At 72.3% G+C, this 19921-nt stretch carries 16 protein-coding genes; 6 read left to right on the top strand and 10 right to left on the bottom strand.

What is annotated here, in order from left to right:
* The first annotated feature begins 299 nt into the window (after positions 1–299).
* The 3 genes from CKY47_RS22405 to CKY47_RS22415 all read left to right on the top strand — a co-directional run bounded on the left by CKY47_RS22405 (position 300) and on the right by CKY47_RS22415 (position 5738).
* Entirely contained in the window at positions 300–1409 is a 1110-nt protein-coding gene (locus CKY47_RS22405; protein ID WP_306747922.1) for an RICIN domain-containing protein, read from the top strand.
* 712 nt (positions 1410–2121) lie between these two features.
* Positions 2122–4791, top strand: a complete 2670-nt coding sequence (locus tag CKY47_RS22410) for an RICIN domain-containing protein (protein ID WP_306747923.1) — start codon at positions 2122–2124, stop codon at positions 4789–4791.
* Positions 4792–4982: 191 nt separating this feature from the next.
* Positions 4983–5738 carry a phosphotransferase family protein gene (locus CKY47_RS22415; protein ID WP_371320724.1) on the top strand — a complete coding sequence of 252 codons (756 nt, stop codon included), beginning with the start codon at positions 4983–4985 and terminating at the stop codon, positions 5736–5738.
* Between the two features lie 48 nt (positions 5739–5786).
* Here the strand turns inward: CKY47_RS22415 and CKY47_RS22420 are convergent, their stop codons facing one another.
* The 4 genes from CKY47_RS22420 to CKY47_RS22435 all read right to left on the bottom strand — a co-directional run bounded on the left by CKY47_RS22420 (position 5787) and on the right by CKY47_RS22435 (position 9652).
* Positions 5787–7190, bottom strand: a complete 1404-nt coding sequence (locus tag CKY47_RS22420) for an MFS transporter (RefSeq protein WP_306747925.1) — start codon at positions 7188–7190, stop codon at positions 5787–5789.
* Positions 7191–7474: 284 nt separating this feature from the next.
* Positions 7475–8176, bottom strand: a complete 702-nt coding sequence (locus CKY47_RS22425; RefSeq protein WP_306747926.1) for a CPBP family intramembrane glutamic endopeptidase — start codon at positions 8174–8176, stop codon at positions 7475–7477.
* A 354-nt stretch (positions 8177–8530) separates the two neighbouring features.
* Positions 8531–9229: a DUF998 domain-containing protein gene (locus tag CKY47_RS22430; RefSeq protein WP_306747927.1), complete on the bottom strand. Its 699-nt coding sequence runs from the start codon at positions 9227–9229 to the stop codon at positions 8531–8533.
* 93 nt (positions 9230–9322) lie between these two features.
* Positions 9323–9652 carry an STAS domain-containing protein gene (locus CKY47_RS22435; RefSeq protein ID WP_306747928.1) on the bottom strand — a complete coding sequence of 110 codons (330 nt, stop codon included), beginning with the start codon at positions 9650–9652 and terminating at the stop codon, positions 9323–9325.
* Between the two features lie 803 nt (positions 9653–10455).
* Between CKY47_RS22435 and rph the strand changes: the two genes are divergently transcribed.
* Positions 10456–13056 (top strand): rifamycin-inactivating phosphotransferase, encoded by a 2601-nt coding sequence (gene rph, locus CKY47_RS22440; protein ID WP_306747929.1) that lies wholly within the window; start codon positions 10456–10458, stop codon positions 13054–13056.
* A 98-nt stretch (positions 13057–13154) separates the two neighbouring features.
* Here the strand turns inward: rph and CKY47_RS22445 are convergent, their stop codons facing one another.
* From CKY47_RS22445 to CKY47_RS22470, 5 genes are all read right to left on the bottom strand, one after another.
* On the bottom strand, positions 13155–13757 hold the full coding sequence (locus CKY47_RS22445; protein ID WP_306747930.1) for a class F sortase: 603 nt from the start codon (positions 13755–13757) through the stop codon (positions 13155–13157).
* Positions 13754–14872, bottom strand: coding sequence for a vWA domain-containing protein (locus CKY47_RS22450; protein WP_306747931.1), 1119 nt, complete (start codon positions 14870–14872; stop codon positions 13754–13756). Before CKY47_RS22450 ends, CKY47_RS22445 begins: the two co-directional genes overlap by 4 nt.
* A gap of 243 nt (positions 14873–15115) precedes the next feature.
* The gene (locus CKY47_RS22455; protein ID WP_306747932.1) at positions 15116–15634 is read right to left on the bottom strand and encodes a hypothetical protein; all 519 of its coding nucleotides are present in this window, start codon (positions 15632–15634) and stop codon (positions 15116–15118) included.
* 639 nt (positions 15635–16273) lie between these two features.
* On the bottom strand, positions 16274–16501 hold the full coding sequence (locus CKY47_RS22460; protein ID WP_306747933.1) for a hypothetical protein: 228 nt from the start codon (positions 16499–16501) through the stop codon (positions 16274–16276).
* A 492-nt stretch (positions 16502–16993) separates the two neighbouring features.
* Entirely contained in the window at positions 16994–17419 is a 426-nt protein-coding gene (locus tag CKY47_RS22470; RefSeq protein WP_306747934.1) for a hypothetical protein, read from the bottom strand.
* A gap of 544 nt (positions 17420–17963) precedes the next feature.
* Between CKY47_RS22470 and CKY47_RS22475 the strand changes: the two genes are divergently transcribed.
* Both CKY47_RS22475 and CKY47_RS22480 read left to right on the top strand, forming a co-directional pair.
* Positions 17964–18161 carry a DUF6892 domain-containing protein gene (locus CKY47_RS22475; protein WP_371320725.1) on the top strand — a complete coding sequence of 66 codons (198 nt, stop codon included), beginning with the start codon at positions 17964–17966 and terminating at the stop codon, positions 18159–18161.
* Positions 18162–18375: 214 nt separating this feature from the next.
* A complete protein-coding gene (locus tag CKY47_RS22480; RefSeq protein WP_306747936.1) occupies positions 18376–18801 on the top strand; it encodes a nitroreductase family deazaflavin-dependent oxidoreductase in 426 nt (141 codons plus the stop codon).
* Between the two features lie 142 nt (positions 18802–18943).
* Here the strand turns inward: CKY47_RS22480 and CKY47_RS22485 are convergent, their stop codons facing one another.
* Complete coding sequence (locus tag CKY47_RS22485; protein WP_306747937.1) at positions 18944–19870, bottom strand: alpha/beta fold hydrolase; 927 nt, start codon at positions 19868–19870, stop codon at positions 18944–18946.
* Between the last annotated feature and the right edge of the window lie 51 nt (positions 19871–19921).

The raw sequence follows: 19921 nt of genomic DNA on the forward strand, positions 1-19921 counted from the left end.
GCGGCAAGTGCCCGGACGCGAGTGGCGACGGGACCGCGAACGGCACCGCGGCGATCACCCGGACCGCCACGGCGGCACGAACCAGCAGTGGAGCCCGCGCGCCCGACCCACCGCGCGCAGGCCGACCTCCCCGCCTGCGCGCACCGACCTGATCGGACCGCGCGCGTGCCGTCATGGCACGTGCCCCGGCGCCGGCGGCGGCGACCGGCAGTGGGGCATCGCCCGATCCCGCCACGAGTTCGTGACCCGGCCGCGGTCCGGCACGCCTGTCGGACCGCGGCCCGACCCGAGGAGCACAAGTGCGACAACACCTCAGCAGACTCGCCGCCTGTGTCGCGGCGCTGATCACCGCCGCCCTGCTGCCGGCCGGTCCCGCCACCGCGGAGTCCAACGGCGGGGTGCGGGTGATGCCGTTGGGCGACTCCATCACCGAGGGGACGCAGGTGCCCGGCGGTTACCGGATCGGGCTGTGGCAGCGGTTCGCGTCGGGCAACTACCGGGTCGACTTCGTCGGCTCCCAGTTCAACGGCTCCGGCTCGCTCGGCGACCACGACCACCAGGGCCACCCGGGCCGGCGCATCGACCAGATCGACGCGAACGTGGCCACCTGGCTGCGGAACACGACCCCGCGCACCGTGCTGCTGCACATCGGCACCAACGACATCCTCCAGAACCGCGACGTGGCGAACGCGCCCGCCCGGCTGTCGGCGCTCGTCGACCGCATCACCGCGACCGCCCCGAACGCCGACGTGCTCGTCGCGACGATCACCCCACTGGCCAACCCCGGCCAGGAGGCCGCCGCCCGCGCCTTCAACGCCACGATCCCCGGCATGGTGCGGAGCAAGGCCGACGCGGGCAAGCGCGTGCGCCTGGTGGACATGCACGCGGCGTTGACGACGGCCGACCTGATCGACGGCGTCCACCCCACCGCCACCGGCTACGACAAGATGGCGGCGACCTGGTACGCCGCGCTGCGCGCCGTGCCCGGGAGCATCGGCGACCCCGTTGCCCCGCAGGGCAGGCAGGTCGTCGGCGTGGGATCGGGGCGTTGCCCCGACGTGCCGGGCTCGACGACCGCCGACGGCACGCAGCTCCAGCTGTGGGACTGCCACGGCGGGCCCAACCAGACGTGGACGCACGACTCCGCCGGGCGACTCGCCGTCCACGGCACCAAGTGCCTGGACGCCTACGGTCGCGGCACGGTCAACGGCACGCAGGTGGCGATCTGGGACTGCCACGGCGGCACCAACCAGCAGTGGCACGCCAACGCCGACGGGACGATCACCAACGCGCAGTCCGGCCTGTGCCTGGACGCGGTCGGGCACGGCACCGCCAACGGCACGAGGCTGGCCCTGTGGGCCTGTTCCGGGCAGTCCGACCAGCTGTGGACCCTGCGCACCCCGGCCTGACCCGAGGACCGGACACGCGCCCACCGGGTGTTCCGACGGCGGTGCCGAGGAACCCCGCACCCGGTGGGCGCGTGTCCGCCGGCGGGATGCCGGATGGCCGACGCGGACCGGCTGCCACTGCCGGTTCCACCTGGCGTTAGCGCTAACATCCAGGCTCGGCGTGGGTGGACGGGAACGCGCAGGGCGCGCGATCACGGCCACGAGCGTCAGTCGTCTTGTCGTGTCGAGCCGGGAGACCAGTTCCGCTCCGCGTAGGCGAATTGCTCAAAGTTAACGCTCACATTTAGCGTTGACCCGTCTTGGTCGGCCGTAGTTCCATGGGCGTGACACCCGGTCGCGTCGTCACGGGGTGGGATTCGACCCCGTCCGCCGGGCGCTGCCGCGACTGCCGTCGGACCGCGATCGTCGCGGCCACGACGGGGGCCGGGACCGGTGCCGTTCGTCCGCCCGGGGCGGTCCCGCCCGGATCGACTCGCGGGTGTCACCCGGTTGCCACAGCGAAGTGGAGAGCCATGAGGGCTGGACCCGGCCTATCGGCAGGAGAGCGCTGCTGCGGCACCCCGAGCGCGCGTGGCGGCTCTCGCCGGCGCACCCGCCCCGTCGGAGGAGGCGCCCATCGGCGCGCCAGGCGCGCGACGACAGCGTGCGCGACGAGCACATCCGATCGGAACCGAGCCGAAGGGGCAAGAAGGTGAAACCAGCCAATACCGTCGTGAGGTCGTTGGTGGCGATCGCGGTGTTCGTGTCCGCCGCGCTGCTGCCGACTTCCGGGGACGGCTTCCGGGCCTCGGCCGCCACCCAGGCGACGTACTACGTCGCCCCCGACGGCGACGACGCCGCCCCGGGGACGCTCACGGCGCCGTTCAGGACCCTGCGGCGCGCGCGTGACGTCGTTCGCACGGTGAACGCGAACATGTCCGGCGACATCCACGTGTACCTCCGGGGCGGCGACTACCCGGTGGGCAGCACCGTGGAGTTCACGCCGGGCGACTCGGGCACCAACGGCTACCGCGTCGTGTACGCCGCCTACCGGGCCGAGACGCCGGTGCTGAGCGGCGGTGTGCGGGTGACCGGGTGGACGCAGCACGGCGGCAACATCTGGAAGGCGCCGCTCGACCGCGCCAACAAGCTGCGGGCGCTCTACGTCAACGACAAGCGCGCGTTCATGGCCGCCAAGACGGTGGACTCGCAGGGGTGCCACGGCACGTACACCGTCAACGCCGGGCAGGCCTCCTGGGCGCGGGAATCGGGCTCGCAGTGCGACGGCGCCAAGTACGCCCCGGGCGACCTCCCCGCCATCTCCCGCAACCCGGACGACATCGAGATCGAGACGGCGACGACCTGGACGACCGCCATCGCGGGAGTCCGCCAGGTCACCACGAGCGGTGACGGCGCCAACCGCGTGGCCCTCTTCCACCAACCGGGCGCGGCCATCGCCCAGGGCGCGTTCAACGGCAACCACCAGGTCGGCGGGAGCCACAAGTTCATGAACGCCTACGAGTTCCTCGACTCGCCGGGCGAGTTCTACTTCGACAGGACCGGGAAGACGCTGTACTACCACAAGGGCGACTCCGAGAACATGGCGACGGCGACGGTCCACGCGCCGAACAACGTGTCCACCGTGCTCCGGATCGCCGGCACCTCGACGACCGACCACGTCCGGAACATCACGTTCTCCGGCCTCACGGTGCAGCACTCCGACTGGAACCTGTTCACCGTGGCCGGTTCCGCGTTCAAGCAGGCCCAGCAGGGCAACCTCGGCAACACCCAGTACGTGAAGGGCAACTTCCACGTCTACCACTACCGCAACGTCGACGTCGCGCCGGGCATCATCCAGGTGGAGAACGCCGACCGCATCCACCTCGAGCGCAACCGGGTCCAGCACACCGGTGCCGACGGGATCAACATGGTCAACGACGTGCAGGACGCGCGGTTGACCGGCAACCACACCAACGACATCGCCGGGTCCGCCATCACCGTGGGCCATCCCCAGCACGTCTACATCGGCGACCACACGGCGACCAACGGCGAGAAGTACTCCGCCCGGGTCGAAGGGCTGCCCAGGAACATCGAGATCAGGAACAACCACCTCTACGACAGCGCCGTGCTGTTCAACGGGCACAGCCCCATCTCGGCGTACTTCGTCGACGGCCTCGCGGTGCAGCGCAACCGGATCGAGAAGAGCCCGTGGTCGGGCATCACGCTCGGCTGGGGGTGGTGGAACTTCGACGGATCGGCGGGCTCGATCGTCCCCGGCCGGCCGACGACCACGGCGAAGAACAACACCATCAGCCACAACCACATCGTCGACACGGTGCAGCGCCTCGGCGACACGGCGCCCATCTACACGCTGGGCAGCCAGCCGGGAACCACGATCACCGGCAACTACCTGCAAGGCGTCCCGGCCGGTCACAAGTACGGGCTCCACCCCGACGAGGGCTCGGCCCACATCACCTTCCGCGACAACGTCCTGAGCGTGGACAAGAACGTCACGTGGCTCGTCAACTCCGACGACTTCGGGCGCAAGCACGACCTGAGCATCACGCAGACCTACGGGCCGATCGACAAGGTCTCCCAGAAGACCCTGCCGAACAGCACCATCCAGGACATCCTCGTCTACGCCGACTACGTGTGGCCGGCGGCGGCCTACGCCATCGCCGTGAACTCCGGCTTGGAGGCTTCGTACCGGGACATCGTCCCGCGGGGCAACCTCTCCCTGCCGGACCACGTCCTGCCTGCCAGTACGTTCGTCGGCTCCGGGAGTCCGTCGATCCCCGTCCGGAGCGCCGGCGACGCGACCAAGGCGGTCTGGTTGGCCCCCGCGGGCACGACCACCTTCGCCGTCGGCCCGACGATGACCAGGGCGAGCGGCACCGCGACGACCATCGACGTGCCGTCCGCGTCCGGTGACTACCGGCTCCACGTCGTGGACGCACAGGGGAACCGGTCGCCCGAGTCGAAGTCGATCGTTCGACGGCAGGGCGGCGGTCAGCAGGGCGTCACCATCGTCGGTGGTCAGTCCGGCCGGTGCGTCGACATCCCCGGCACGGCCGCGACCAACGGCAGCCAGGCGCAACTGTGGGACTGCCACGGCGGCGTCAACCAGCGCTTCACCCACACCCCGGGCAAGCAGTTGCAGGTGTCCGGGACGAAGTGCCTGGACGCCGACAACCAGGGCACCGCGAACGGCACCGCGGTGGTGATCTGGGACTGCAACGGGCAGACCAACCAGCAGTGGAACGTCAACGCCGACGGCACCATCACGGGAGTGCAGTCCGGGCTGTGCCTGGACGCCAACGGCGCTGCCACCGCGAACGGGACCAGGATCATCCTGTGGTCGTGCGGCGGCGGCGCCAACCAGCAGTGGAGCCTGCGCGGCTGAACCGGCTCGCCGAGGTGGACCGGCTCGCCGAGGTGGACCGGCCCGTGGTCGCGACTCGCGACCACGGGCCCGGGGGAGGCGGTGGTCCTGCGGTGCGGGACCCCGTCCGCACCCGTCAGGTGAACGGGACCGGCGGCGTCCCGCCACCGCAGCCCGCAAATCCGGCGACGCGGGCGGCCGTCCGCGCCAGGATGGCGGGTGTGGAAGAGGTCGAAGTCGTCGTCGCCCACCGGCAGCGCGCGACGCTGCGCGTCGGCGAGGTGTTCCTGAAGGTCGACGTCGACCCGGCGCACGCCGACGTCGGGGTGCGGGCGATGGCACTGGCGCCCGTGCCGACCCCGGCGGTCCTCTGGCACGAGCCGCCCGTGCTCGCGATCGCCGCCGTGCCCGGCACGGCGCTCGGCGTCCTCGGTGAACCGTCGGCCGCGTCCTCGGCGGCGTGGGCCGCGGTGGGCGCCGTCGTGCGGAGGCTGCACGACGCGCCGTTGCCGCCGTGGCCGGGGCGCGGGCTCGACGACGTGGCGGCGGAGCTCGACGGCGAGTGCGCGTGGCTGTTCGCCAGCGCCGTCCTGCCCGCCGAGGTGGTCCGGCGCAACCGCGAGATCGCCGAGGCCGCGCTCCGGCCGCGGAAACCGGTGTTCATCCACGGCGACCTGCAGATAACGCACGTGTTCGTCGACGGCGACGAGGTCACCGGCGTCATCGACCGGTCCGAGGCGGCCCCCGGCGACGCCATGTCCGACCTCGCCACCTTGACGCTCGGGCACGAGGAACGCCTGGACGACCTGCTCGCCGGCTACGGCCCCGGCGCGGACCGGGACGTGATCCGCGCCTGGTGGTCGCTGCGCAGCCTGGCGGCGTCGCGCTGGTTGATCGAGCACGGCTTCGACCCGGACGCGCCGGGGTGCGAGTTCGACGTGCTCAGGTCCCGGGTGCGGGAACCCTAGGACCTGTGTCGGGCCGCGCCGCGGCCCGCCCCGGCTGCGCGGTGTCGGTCAGGCACCGGTGGGCGTGGTGCGGCGCGACAGCAGGGGCACGGTGGCGACGGCCAGGACGATGCCGACGAGCGCCAGTCCGTAGGAGACCAGGAACGGGTCGGTACCCTGTGCCGGCAGCGGGGAGAAGCCGACCCCGACGTACAGGGCGATGCCGCTCGCGCCGCCGAGCTGGTCGGCGCAGCGCTGCACCCCCGAGGCGACGCCCGCGTCGGCGTCGGTGACCCCGCGCAGGGCCGCGTTCTGCAGCGCCACCAGCCCGACGCCCATGCCGAAGGCGACGAGCACGGTGCCGGGGAACACCGAGACCACGAGCGGGGAGGTGTCCGGGGTCAGGGCGAGCACGCCGATGCCCAGTCCCGTGGTGGCCATGCCGAGCAGCGCGGTCCGGGTGAACCCCAGCCGCGCGATCATGCTGGGCACGACCACGGTGGCCACGACGAGCGTCACCGCCAGTGGCAGGAACGCCGCGCCCGCCGCGATGGGCGTCAGGCCGCGCTCCTCCTGGAGGTGCAGCGTCATCAGGAAGAACGTCGTGGACAGCGCCGCGCTGAACAGCGCCGTCGCCCCGTTGGCCAGGACGCGCTCGCGGTGGCGGAGGAACGGCAGCGGCACCAGTGGGTGCGCGGTCCTCCGCTCGACCACCGGGAACGCGGCGACGCACAGCAGCCCGGCCACCACCACCACGCCGGCGAGCGCCGGGTCGGGGTCCTCGTCGCCGAACCGGATGACCCCGAAGATGAGCAGCAGCGGAGCGGCGACGAGCAGCGCCGCGCCGGGCAGGTCGACCGGCGCGCGGGACGGCGCGCCGTCCCGCGGGAGCAGCAGCAGGCACGCGCCGACCACCACGGCGACCAGGGGCGGGTTGACCAGGAAGATCCACCGCCAGTGCAGCAGCTCGGTGATCAGCCCGGACACCAGGAACCCGAGCACCAGGCCGGAACTGGCCACCGCCGCCCACACGCCCAGCGCCCGGGACCTGTCCCGCGCCCCGGGGAACAGCAGGGCGAGGAGCGACATGGCGGCGGGCAGGGCGAGCGCCTCGCCGGCCCCCTGCCCGAACCTGGCGAGCACCAGCAGCGGCAGCGACGGGGCGACACCGGCGCCCAGCGAGGCCACGCCGAACAGCACCGCGCCGACCAACAGCGTCCTGCGCCTGCCGAACAGGTCGGCGATCCGCCCGCCCGCCATGAGCAGACCGCCGCCGACGACGGTGTAGCCGGTGACCACCCAGGTGAGGTGGCGCGCGTCGACGCCGAGATCACCGCCGATGGCGGGCAGGGCGATGTTCACCACGGTCACGTCGACCGCGATGAGGAACTGCAACAACGCGAGGAAGACCAGGACCAGCCGACGCGACCGGCCGATTTCGGGCGCGCGCCCACGGCGAATGGGGGAAGACATGGGGAAGTGACTCCGGATCTCGGGAACGCGCGGACACCGCGCGGAGGGGGAATCGCCGCGAAGGCGGCGCGAACCTGCGCCGATCCACCACGGCGCGGGTCACTCACACCCGAGTTCTCAGATACCACTCACCGAACCACCATAGCGCCGCCGCCCGACGGCAGGCCACCGGACGCGCCTGTCCCGACCGCGTCGATCGGGTCGTTCCTCCGGAACGGTGTGGGGCGATCGCGTGATTCCGGCGGACCGGGATCGACGGGAACCGCGAGCGGCTCCCGGGCGGGTCACCACACGCCGGTGGTGGTGAGCAGGAGCGCTGTCGCGGGGAGGAAGTTGTTGACCTGGTGGGCCACCACGCAGGCGAGCAGGTTCCCGGTGAACACCCGCGCCAGGCCGATGGGGGTGGACAGCAGGAGCAGCAGGGGAGTGCGCAGCAGTTCCAGGTGGGCGACGGCGAAGAGCGCGGTGGTGGCGGTGAAGATGAGCCAGCGGTTCCAGCGCCAGTGCTCCAGCGCCCTCCAGAGCACGCCGCGGAAGAGGACCTCCTCGGCCAGTGGGGCGAGGAGCCACAGGGCTGCGAACGCGACGAGGGCGGTGCCGGGGGAGAGCAGTCTGTCGGTGAACTCCTCTCCCACGGCGGAGGAGGTCCGCTCGTCGCCGGTCCAGGCGGTCCACAGCGCTGCGGCGGGTAGCGCGAGGAGCAGGCCGCCGAATCCCAGCGCGACCCCCTTCTTGACGGCCTTGGGGTCCCACCGCAGCGACAGTTCGCGGCGCATGCGCCCGGCCCTCGGGCCGGTGCCCACCAGCGCGGTGCCGGCGATCGCGGTCAGCGCCGCCACGGACAGGGGCACGATCAGCAGGGCCAGCAGCGGCAGCGTCGGCAAGGGGCCGTCGAGCACGTCGGGGTCGGTGAACGCGAACGGGGCGAGCACCAGGGCGGCGACCAGCAGCAGCACCACCGAGGCCACGACGAAGACGGCTATCATCGCCCACCCGGCGCGTGATCCGCGGGCGGGCGACGGTGCTCCCACCGGGCGGCGGCGCGTCCGGTCGGGCGACTCGGACATGAAAGTATTTCGGGTTTGATCGGCCAAGGCGTCACCTCGGGATGCCGGTCCAACTCTGGTGAACGGGCCTTCACGCCCGCGATGTCGGAGAGTGTCCCCCTCCCGGGTACCCGCCGGCGCTTCGCCTGAACTGGGGCGAACAGGTCTTCCGCCCGTCGGCGACGGGCTCGGCGCAACGGCCCCCTCCCGGCGGGCGGCGTCGGGGAGGGGGCAGGTCGGTCGTCCGGGTTCCGCCGGACGTCCCACGCTGGTCGGCGCGGACGACCCGACCGCCTACCGCGCGGCGACCTCGCCCGTCCCGGAGCACCTGGCGGTGAGGACGACCGTCGCGGCGACGAGCTGCCAGGCGGTGATCGCGTAGACGGAGCCCCGCTCCCAGGCGCCGTCGTCGAACAGCACGGCCGCCCCGGTGACGGTGTCGACCCCCAGCCCCAGCAGTGAAATGAGGCCGATGGCGCCCAACGCGAAGCCGGCGACGCGGGCGAAGCGGGCCGTGGGGTGCCGGCGGAGCAGGAGGGCCGCGGCGACGGTCGCCAGGTTGCCGCCGAGGATCGCCATCACCGCGCCGGTGGGGTGGAGCGCCGCGACGACCCCCTCCACCTGGCGACCGCTGTGGAAGGTGGCGACCAGGGCGTTGCCGACCGCGTGCGCGACCGCCAGTGCGAGAAAGGCCGGACGGCCCCGGCCACCGGGCAGCGCCCGGGCGGCGAAGACCGCACCGAGCAGGAAGAACACGCCCTGGTGCAGGAAGCCGAGGTTCATGACCTCCGCCAGGGGCGAGTCGGGCAGGTGCGTGTCGAGGGGGTCCTGCCGCACGGCGCCGAGGTCGCTGATGTAGTCGTGCGCGTAGCTGTAACCCGGGAAGGCGGACGCCGCGACGGCCTCCGAGAGCAGGTACCAGGCGGCTCCCGACGCCCACAGCACCGCCGCGGTGATCAGCGGTTCCCGTCGCGGTTCACCCGGTCGCGTCATCATCGCTCCTCAACCGCACCGGTCACCCCGGCGGTGACGTGGGGATTCTGCCCGGTGTCGGCGGTGTCGGCCGCGCCCGGCGGAACAGGGGTGTCAGCCCGCGCGCTCCCGGTGCGGGTCTCTCCGGTGCTCGGCGGTGTCGGACGGTGCGCGCACCGGGAGCACGGTGGCCTGCCGGAGCACCGCGATCGCGTGGTCCGGATCGGGGTGCACGGGGATCGCGGAGTCCACGCCGGTGAGGTGGAGCGTGGACAGCGCGGTGTCGTCGCCGGCGATCAGGGCGAACCGGACGCCGCGGCGTCCGGCGTTGTGGGCCACGTCCAGCAGGTGCACGCCCGCGGCCGCCATGGAGGTCACGCCGGTCAGGTCCGCCACGAGGGCCGATTCCGCGTTGTCGAGCCAGAGCAGGAGTTCCGACCACACCAGGTCCCTGGTGCCAGGCCGATTTCCCCGGTGACCCGGACGACCTGGATGTCACCGACCGCTACCGACTCCACTGACACCACTGGTGAACATCCCCGTCTTCACCCTGGCGGGTGATATCGGGTGCCTACCCATTTCGATGTCGTTCACACACCGCTGTGAGGCTTGCAGGTTGTCACCGATCCCGGTGTGGCCGCCGAAGGTCGCGGCGGACGCCGCCGCGCCCCGGGCGACGTGGCCGACCCCGTCCTGCCCGGCTTTCGGGTCCAGCCGTTCCAGTGCTCGCGCGCGAATTCGCCGCGTTCCGATGCCCTGAGGGGGTGGTCGGAGGAGATCAGGGTGGTCTTCGGGCCGATCAGGACGCCGTCGCCCGGGTGGATGCCGCCCCGTGGTCGGTGCAGGAGGGCGGGTGGACGGTGACGGGGTCCGGCACCTGCTTGCCGACGATCCCGGGCAGCAGGCCGCGCGGCCGGCCTTGTCTCGAAGGGCAGGGCGTTCAGCCGTGACGCGAGCGTGGTCACGTACTCGATTCGCGCGGCCACCTCGACGAATTCCGCTGTCGTCCACGCGACCGGTGCACACCGGATCGAACAGCGGCCATGGCGGTCAGCGGCAACGAGTGGTCGTGCCGACCCTCGAACCGACTACCCGCGCTCGTGGGAACAAGACAAGAGAAAGGCAAAGGTGTTCGACGCCTCTTGCCATTTTCAACATATAGCGCACGGGGGGTCTTGCCGCAAGACGCGGGGTGGGCCGCAGAATCTGCCACCGACGCCCGACGGGCGAAGGGGAAGGTGGATGGGGTGGGCAGCTACGTGCTCGATCTCCGGGAGGTCGACCGGACGCAGGTCGCCGTGGTCGGCGGCAAGGCCGCGCACCTGGGAGAACTCTCGCGGATCGAAGGCATCCGCGTGCCGGCCGGGTTCTGCGTGACGACCGACGCCTTCCGGCGGGTCGTGGAGGACGCGCCGTCGATGGGCGACCGGCTGGACCTGCTGTCCCGCCTGGACCCCGACGACCGGGAGGAGATCCGCTCGCGCAGCGCGGAGGTCCGGCGGATCGTCGAGGGGATCGCCGTCCCCGACGACGTGGCGGCGGCGATCAGCGGCGCGTCCGCCCGGCTCGGCGGGGAAGTCGCCTGCGCCGTCCGCTCCAGCGCGACGGCGGAGGACCTGCCGGGGACCTCCTTCGCCGGCCAGCAGGACACGTACCTGAACGTCCTGGGACCGGCGGCGGTCCTCCGGCACGTCAGCCGGTGCTGGGCCTCGCTGTTCACCGAGCGGGCGGTGACCTACCGGCTGCGCAACGGCTTCGACCACCGCGAGGTCCACATGGCCGTGGTCGTGCAGCGGATGGTCTTCCCGCACGCGGCCGGTGTCCTGTTCACGGCCGACCCCGTCACGTCCGACCGGAAGGTCGCCTCCGTCGAGGCCGGCTTCGGCCTCGGCGAAGCCCTGGTCTCCGGCCTGGTGAACGCCGACGCCTACCGGGTGCGCGACGACGAGGTCACCGCCAAGGTGGTCGCCACCAAGGAACTGGCCCTCCGCGCCTCACCGGCCGGCGGGACGCGGCAACAGGCGATCGAGCCCGCGCGGCAAAACCAGCCGGCACTGACGGACGCGCAGGTCGTGCGGCTCGTGCGGCTCGGCCGACGGATCGAAGCGCACTTCGGCCGCCCCCAGGACATCGAGTGGTGCCTGGTCGACGACGACTTCCTGGTCGTCCAGAGCCGACCGATCACCACGCTGTTCCCCATCCCCGAGACCGACGACGGGGAGAACCACGTCTACGTCTCCGTCGGTCACCAGCAGATGATGACCGACGCCATGAAGCCACTGGGGCTGTCCCTGTGGCAGCTGACGACGCCCCGCCCCATGGCCGAGGCGGGTGGCAGGCTGTTCGTCGACGTCACCGGGCTGCTGGCGTCGCCCACGAGCCGCGCCGGCTTCCTGGAGGTCGTGGGGAAGTCCGACCCGCTGATCGGGGACGCGCTGAGGACCGTCCTCGAACGCGACGGCTTCGTCCCGTCGCTCCCGGACGACGCTCCCGCCGAGTCGATCCCCGGTGTCGCGCCGGTCGAGATCGAGACCGACCCGGCCGTCGTCACCGAGCTGATCGGGCGCGGCGAGGCGTCCGTCGCCGCGGTGGAACGCGACATCCGGACGAAGTCCGGCCCGGAACTGCTCGACTTCATCCTGGCGGACGTCCAGGAGCTGAGGAGGACGCTGTTCGATCCGCTGAGCACCCGGGTGATCACGGCGGCGATGCAGGCGACGTGGTGGCTCAACGAACGACTGCACGACTGGCTGGGCGAGAAGAACGCGGCCGACGCGCTCACGCGGTCCGTCCCCCACAACGTCACGTCGGAGATGGGGTTGTCGCTCCTCGACGTCGCGGACGTGATCCGCCCGCACCCCGAAGTCGTCGACTTCCTGCGCGGTGTCGACGACGAGGGCTTCCTCGACGAGCTCGTCGGGCTCGCGGGCGGGCGGGAAGCACGGGATGCCATCCGGGCCTACCTCGACAGGTACGGCATGCGCTGCGTCGGCGAGATCGACATCACGAGGCCGCGGTGGGGCGAACGCCCCACCGCGCTCCTGCCCGTGATCCTGACCAACGTCGGGAACTTCGAGCCGGGCGCCGCCGGACGCCGCTTCGGACAAGGGCGGCAGGAGGCGTGGGAGAAGGAGCGGGAAATCCTGGAGCGCCTGCGAGCCCTGCCGGACGGGGAGCGGAAGGCCGAGGAGACCAAGCGGATGATCGACCGCGTCCGGACGTTCACCGGGTGGCGGGAGTACCCCAAGTACTTCATGGTCAGTCGCTACTCCGTCTACAAGCGGGCCTTGCTGGCCGAGGCCGAGCGCCTGGTGCGGGCCGGTGTGCTCCGCCGGGAGGAGGACGTCTTCTTCCTGAGGTTCGAGGAACTCCACGACGTCGTGCGCACGCACCGGGTCGACGACGGGCTCGTCCGCCGGCGCGAGGTGGCGTTCAGGTCGTACCAGGCGCTCACCCCGCCCCGCGTGCTCACGTCCGATGGCGAGGCCGTCGCCGGGGTGTACCGGCGCGACGACCTGCCGGCCGGTGCGCTGGTCGGCCTCCCGGTGTCCGCCGGGACGGTCGAAGGGCGCGCCCGTGTCGTCCTGGACGTGGCGGAGGCCGACCTCGAACCGGGCGACATCCTGGTCACGGCCCACACGGACCCCGGTTGGTCGCCCCTGTTCGTCGCGATCACGGGCCTGGTGACGGAGGTCGGGGGCCTGATGACCCACGGCGCGGTGATCGCGCGGGAGTACGGCCTGCCGGCCGTGGTCGGGGTGGAGAACGCCACGCGCTCGATCCGGGACGGGCAGCGGCTCCGCGTGAACGGAACCGACGGGTACGTCGAGATCCTCCCCGCGACGTGACGAACCGGGCCTCGCCGCGCACCGGGCGGCGAGGCCCGGGAGCGGCCGGACGTCCCCACTGTCGGCCGACACCCCTGCGCGGAGGCCGCGCCGCGACCTCAGACCAGGTCGGCGTAGGCGATGACGTTGTCCCGGTAGTCGCCGCTCGAGGGGTCGAAGGCGCCGCCGCACGTGATCAGGCGCAGTTGTGGCGTGGCGGTTTCGCCGTACACGGTGTCGGTGGGGAAGCGGTCCTTGGGCACGCGGTCGACCCGGCGGACGGTGAAGGTGGCGGTGGTGCGGTCGTGGCGGACGACCTCGACGCGGTCGCCCGGGACCAGCTTCGCCAGGTCGTGGAAGATGCCGGGTTCTCCCCGGCCGTCGACGTGGCCGAGCAGGACGGCGGGCCCGGTGTCACCCGGTGCGGGACCGTGCTTGTACCAGCCGGCCTGAAGCGGTCGGTCCAGCGGTGGGACCTCGGCGGTGCCGTCGGCGTCGAGCCCGAGCGGGACCAGGCTGGAGCGGGCGCCGAGGGCGGGGATGCGCACCTCGACCGGTACCGCGTCGGACACGGCCGGTGGTGACGCCGCGGCGGGCTGTCCGACGGTGTGACCGGTCGGGCCGTCGTCGCCCGGCGACCAGAGCAGCCTCGCGGTGGACAGGCCGGCGATCAGCAGCGCGGCCGCGGTGGCGGCGATGATGGCGCGCGTGCGGGTGGTCACGGCGCCGTCGACCCGTCACCGGTGTCCACGCCGCCGCGCGGGATGACGCTGACCTGCCGGTTGCCGGGAAGGGCCGCGGCCGGTGGCGGGCTGCCGGGGGTGGTGCTCGTGGGCGGGTCCGTGGTCGTGCCGGTGGTCGGGGTGGCGCTGGGCGTGGGTTCGAGGATGATCACGTTGGTGCAGTCGGTGACCTTGCCCTGGCCGACGTGGTCGCCGCCGTGGGCGGTGACGCACAGCGGGTGGTCGCCCACGTCCAGCGGCGGGGTCTCGACGGTGTAGCGGACCTGGCGGGGACCGGGCTGGGGCAGTGCCGGGGTGATGTCGGTGATCGGCAGCTCGGGACCGCCGTCCACGGTCAGCGTCAGGTGGTGCAGTTCGGACGGGAACAGCGTCCCCAGCGCGGCGGGCAGGTCGCGGAAGTCGGGGGCGTGGACGCAGGCGCCGCCGGTGGCGTCGGACATCCGCTTCAGGCTTCGCGCGCCGTCGCCGCAGGTGGCGTCCGGCCCGAACGCCACGGTGTGGACGTCCACCCGCTCCGGCACCCCGGCCAGGACGCCCTCGAAGTCCTCCAGCGGGTGGTTGTCCCGGCCGTCGGACAGGAAGACCACGATCGACCGGGGTTCGGTCGTCGCGTTCGCGACGCCCGCGCCCGCCCTCAGTCCCGCGGTGAAGTTCGTGCTGCCGTCCTGCCACGGCAGGCCCGCCAGCGTTTGCCGGAACCCGGGACTCCCGGCCGGCCCGGTCCAGGCGGTCTGCGCCCCGGTGGAGAACGCGACCAGGCCGACGGTGCCCACACCCAGGTGCGGCTGCCGCACCACCTGCTCGTGGAACTCGCCGACGGCCTGCTTCTCGGCGTCCCACCCGGTCTGGTCGAGGCTGCCGGAGCTGTCCAGCACGTACACCAGCGACGTCGTCGACGTCGCCGCCTTCGTGCCGATCGACGCCGTGCCGACCACCGTGGTGGTGCCCTTGGGGATGACCGTGTCGGGCAGCGGGGTCTCGATGTCCACCGCGATCCCGATCCCGCCGGGCAGCGTCCCGTCGACGGCGCCCGCCGGCACACCGCCGGCCAGTACCAGTGCGGCAGCGGCCGACACGGCTCCGAGCCTTCTCATCCGTCATGTCCTCACGTTGCGGGAGTCGCGCTCCTCCAACGAGCGCGTGGAGTACCCGGATATCGCCCGATCGGGTGTTCTCCGTACAGCCGCCTCGACGACGGTCGCGGAATGCGCCGGACGCTCGCACTCGTCGGATGAGGGTGGATCGCGGCGCGCCACGACCGGGAAGCGGGCCGCCACGACGGCCACGGGATGCGGGCGTTCCCGTGGCCACCGGTGGCCTTCGGTGACGAAGCGCGGTCAGAGACCCACGGTCAGGGCGCCCAGCAGCGTCAACTGGGAGATCCCCGTGGTCGCGCAGCTGATCGGGTCGGGGTTGAGCCCGGTGAGCTGCATCTTGGCCGGCTCGGCGGCGAACGTGCCGCCCGTGATCGACCCCAGCAGCAGGATGACGATGTTCGCACCCACCCTGCTGGAGGTCCTGTTGTAGGAGTACGTGCTGGGCGCGGCGGTCGGGTCGGTCCAGGTGAGGACCCGCGTGCCGCTGCCCTGGTAGAACAGCTGCGTGCAGCTGTAGTCCGGCAGCGTGGCCGTCTCGGTGTAGGAGCCGGTGGCGACGGAACCGTTGGTGCAGTTGAACAACTGCCCCTGGACGGTGACCGTGACGGTCTGCGGCGTGTTCGTCACCGGATGGCTGAAGGACACCACTTCGTTGACCAGGCACACCTGACCGGCGTCCGCGTTGGCGGCCGGCGCCGCGCCCGACAGCACCGCCGAGGCCACCAGGCAGGCGGTGGCGATGCGCGCGAGTGCTTTCATCCCGTTCATCCACGAATCCCTTCGGATATCGGACCGGCGCCGTCCGGGAGGCCTCGCCGGCCCTCGATCCGGCACGCGGCGCGGTGGTTGTCGAGCACCCGGCCGGCGGGAAATCCCGAGAATGGCGTCGAGGTCGCGGCCCGGATGCCCGGCGACGAACCGACCGGCCGGAGAACGGACCTCGTCCTTCCCCGTTCGTCGGACACGACGCCTCGACCGGTGAACACCATACGGGAGAAGCCCGACGCCGCCACCATTTCCCCGTCGTCGGAGAGTCGGTGGACGCGTCCACGCGAAAGTGGAATCCGCATCGCGGACGCACCGGCCACCTGATGGGTGCAATCAATTCCTGCCGGGAATGCCCGTGCCCGTTTTCTGCGGTCCGGTGACCACGTCCGACGCGTCGATCGGGACGATGGTGCCACCCGCACGGCGCAACGGGTGCTCCGACAGGGTGGTCCGGCGGTCCGGATCGATCCCGGCGTCGGCGCGGGGCCCTGTTGCCGGTGGGGTCCGCGAGGCCGTCCTGGTGCGTCGCCCGCAGGCGGGGTGGTGGCGGCGGAACGCCGTGAGTGCGGCCTCGCGGTGTTCACGGGCGCCGTTGTGCCGGCGGTCGCTCACGACGTCCTCGGGGGCAGGTCACGAGTCGGTGGTGGGCACCCGCCTGCTCTTCTCCGGGTCGATCCAGCGGATGCGCACGTCACCGGCCTCGTCACTCGGCACATCCCACAGCGCCGCGCCGCCGGCCCCGGAGCACGGCCCGAGATCGGGCTTGGCGCACAGCAGCCCGAGATCGGGCTTGGCGCACAGCAGGTCGTGCACGTCGGCGGCGGACGTGATCGATCCCCCGCCGGTCGTGACGCCCACACCGACCACTTCCAGTCGGGAGTCGGTACATCGAGCCACGTCGTCGTGACGGCGCAGGTCGCGGCGCGGTCGACGGGCCCTGCTGGTGCCGGCCCACCTGCGCTGCGACGACACCGACAGCCGCCTGGCCGAGGGGTTCGACGTCGGCCTGGTCGCCGACCGGCCGTGCTGCTCGGAAACACAAGCGCCACGGCACGAACGTCCGGGTCTTGGCCGATCCCGCCGGGCGACCTGCCCGTCGAGGCGCGGGTGGTCCGATCCGCGTCCCTGCAGGGGCGGGTGGCGCACCCCCTCGCCCGGGCAGCAGGCGGTCCACCGCTCCCACGCCCGCGTCCGAGCCCTCGGCGAACGCGCCGTCCACCCTCGATACCCGGTGGCTACCGCGCCGACTCCGCTGCTCCACCACCCGCACCACCGACCTGACCCGAGCTGCCCCCGCACTCCGCCCCAATACCGGACGAGGTCGTCAAGGCCGACTGGCGGACACCTCGCTCATGGCGGGAAGGGCGTGAAGGCGTCGTCGGCGAGCCAGCAGGAGTACCCCTTCCGCACGTAGGCGGCGGTCGTGTACTGGCCCTCGCAGTAGCCGCCCTCTTCGAGCAGTTCGACGCGTACGACCTTGTCGCCTCGGAAGTAGACGAACAGCCCGCCGAACGCCCGGAGTGGCGACACCCTTTCGCCGACCAACGCGTCGATCCGCTCGTAGGAGGCGTCATCCATGTCGAACAGGAAGAGCCGATCCCATTCCCAGTCGGTGAACTCCTTGAACGGCTTCCGGGCAAGATCGGACGTCATGAAGTCCTCCACCGCGGCGAGCAGCGCGGGGTTGCGCCTCGGCGGCTCGAGATCCTCTCCGCCGCACGCCACGGACAACGACACCACCAGTGCCAACAGCACGGTCGACCGCAGCTTGGTCATCATGCCCCTCCGCCCACCCGGATCACGCAGTCGCCGCTCGCGGGCACGGAGCACGCCGGTGACCCCGGCAGTCTACCTGTGCCGGTCGAGGGCGGAGGACCGGCTCCACGTGGCGACCGCCGGATCGACCCACTGGTCGGTCCTCCCCCCAAGGACATGGCGACTGCTGCGCAGGCTCCGCTGCTCCACCGCCCGCGCGACACCCGCATGGCGTCGACGAGCTGGACACGCCGACCACCCACCGCGTCACCACCCCGACCGCCGGGTGGTCGAGAACGGGACGACTTCCCGGACGGCGGTGCCTTCGCCGCCTATACGGTTCGGGGACGAGCCGGCCGATCCAGTTCGCCGACATCAACTTCAAGCTCGCCGCCGTCCAGGAGTCGATGTACGACCAGGACCTCCTGCCGAGGTTCAGCCTGCGCGAGCACGCCGCCGAGCGGGGCTTCACCTACGACGGCGGGAGCGTCGAGGCGGTGCCTGAGCCCTGGCCTGCTTCGAGGCGCTCGAGGTCCCCGCAGAACTCGCGGAGAAGGTCACCGGGATCGGGATGGACGGCGGCAACGAGATCCACCTCGAGGTCGCGCCGAACTGGGACGGCGAGGACGGACTGTTCGACGTCGACGAGTTCGCCGACCTGCGGCACTTCCCCGACCTGAAGTCGATGACGCTGTTCTGCACGGGCAACGAGGAGGCGCTGGAGACGCTGCGTGCCCGCGGGATCGAGGCGGACTGGCTCTGAACCGGCCGCTGCCGCTCGGGCACGTCCAGCGACGTGCGGACCCCGTCCGCCGCTCAGCCGTACCCCACGACGACGCGACAGCCGGGCCCACCCCGCCGGAAGGTGCCTTTCCCGTCGCCACGGTGCACCACCGCGGACGCCGGCGTTCCGCGACACCGGGCCGCCCGGATAATCGGCACGCACGATCACGACCCGACAGGACGAGGGCGCGGACATGAGCGACTGGAACGCCAAGGTCATCGAGGAGTTCAGGGCGAACGGGGGGCGCGTCGGCGGCCCGTTCGCCGGGGCACCCATGGTGTTGGTCCACCACCGGGGGCGCAAGAGCGGACGCGAACTGCTCACCCCCATGATGTACCTGCCGCACGACACCGACGACGACGTCATCTACGTCTTCGCCTCCAAGGCGGGGGCGCCGGAAAACCCCGACTGGTACTACAACCTCACCACGGCGGGTCGCGCCACCGTCGAACGCGGCACCGACACCCACCCCGTGATCGTCCGCGAGGTCACCGGCGTCGAGCGCGACCAGCGGTACGACGAACAGGCCCGCCGCTACCCCGGCTTCGCCGAGTACGCGCAGAAGACCGCCGGTATCCGCACCATTCCGGTCCTGGAACTCACCCGCACCACGGCGTAGACCGTCGCCGGCCTGTATCGGGGTTCTCGGTGGGACGGGGCGCGGAGGTTGCGGCGCGGCCTGCGCGCCCCCCCGCGCCACCCCTCGGCGACCGGCACGCCGGTTGACCGGCGTCGGTGCGACCTGCCCGCGGGCAGGTGCGTCACCGCCCGTCGCGGTGGTCGGACGGCTGCCGGGCCGAGGCCGCTTCGGCGCGTTCCACCAGCCCGACGACGCGCTCGGCGAGTTCGGACCACAGTTCCCGCGGCAGGGTGTGGCCCATGCCGTTCACCAGCACCAGATCCGCGTCGGGAATGGCGTCCGCCGTGGCATGCCCGCCTCCGAGGTCGATCACGCGGTCGGAGGTGCCGTGCACGACCAGCGCGGGCACCTCCAGCGACCGCAGCCGTGCGGTGCGGTCGCCCGTGGCCACGGCCGCGAGCCCCTGTCGCTGGACGCCCAGGGCGTCGTACCCCCGGTCGTGGACGACCCCGGCGAGCGCGGCCACCTCGGCCTCGTCGAACGCGAAGACCGGTGACGCGGTGATCCGCATGGCACGCACCCGCCATTCGACGAATGCCTCCCGATCCGGCGGCGGCGGGCCCAGCTCGGCGAACACCGAGAAGTCGGCCTCGCCCACGCCAGGCTCGCCGGTGGTCGACATCATCGACGTCAGCGACCGCACCCGCCCGGGGTGCTCGATCGCCAGGACCTGCGCGATCATCCCTCCCAGCGACGCCCCGACGACGTGCGCCCCGCCCCACCCGAGCACGTCGAGCAGCCCGACGGCGTCCGCCGCCATGTCCGACAGCGCGTAGGACGCCGTCGACAGGTCGCCGGCCAGGGCGGCCGCGAAGTCCGGCACGGGCGCGTCGGGGAAGTGCGTCGACCGACCGGCGTCGCGGTTGTCGAACCGGACCACCTGGACGCCGCGATCCACCAGTTCCCGGCAGAACCCGTCCGGCCAGTCGACCAGCTGCGCGCCCGCGCCCATGACCAGCAGGACGGGCGGCGTGCCGGGGTCGCCCAGGCGCTCGTACGCGATCTCGATGCGGGACGGGCCGACGTCCCGCGCTCTTCGTTCCGGCATGGCCGCAACGATAAACCGGGCGGGCGGCGCGGAAATCGGACCGCGGTCCGA

Source organism: Saccharothrix longispora (genome assembly GCF_030852425.1).
GTDB lineage: Bacteria > Actinomycetota > Actinomycetes > Mycobacteriales > Pseudonocardiaceae > Actinosynnema > Actinosynnema longispora.

Excerpts from the sequence above, each read along its gene's own strand:
- CKY47_RS22415 (WP_371320724.1), top strand. The coding sequence starts at position 4,983 with ATGGCGGGTGTGGAAGAGGTCGAAGTCGTCGTCGCCCACCGGCAGCGC.
- CKY47_RS22420 (WP_306747925.1), bottom strand. The coding sequence starts at position 7,190 with ATGTCTTCCCCCATTCGCCGTGGGCGCGCGCCCGAAATCGGCCGGTCG.
- CKY47_RS22425 (WP_306747926.1), bottom strand. The coding sequence starts at position 8,176 with ATGATAGCCGTCTTCGTCGTGGCCTCGGTGGTGCTGCTGCTGGTCGCC.
- CKY47_RS22430 (WP_306747927.1), bottom strand. The coding sequence starts at position 9,229 with ATGACGCGACCGGGTGAACCGCGACGGGAACCGCTGATCACCGCGGCG.
- CKY47_RS22450 (WP_306747931.1), bottom strand. The coding sequence starts at position 14,872 with ATGAGAAGGCTCGGAGCCGTGTCGGCCGCTGCCGCACTGGTACTGGCC.
- CKY47_RS22455 (WP_306747932.1), bottom strand. The coding sequence starts at position 15,634 with ATGAAAGCACTCGCGCGCATCGCCACCGCCTGCCTGGTGGCCTCGGCG.
- CKY47_RS22470 (WP_306747934.1), bottom strand. The coding sequence starts at position 17,419 with ATGACCAAGCTGCGGTCGACCGTGCTGTTGGCACTGGTGGTGTCGTTG.
- CKY47_RS22480 (WP_306747936.1), top strand. The coding sequence starts at position 18,376 with ATGAGCGACTGGAACGCCAAGGTCATCGAGGAGTTCAGGGCGAACGGG.
- CKY47_RS22485 (WP_306747937.1), bottom strand. The coding sequence starts at position 19,870 with ATGCCGGAACGAAGAGCGCGGGACGTCGGCCCGTCCCGCATCGAGATC.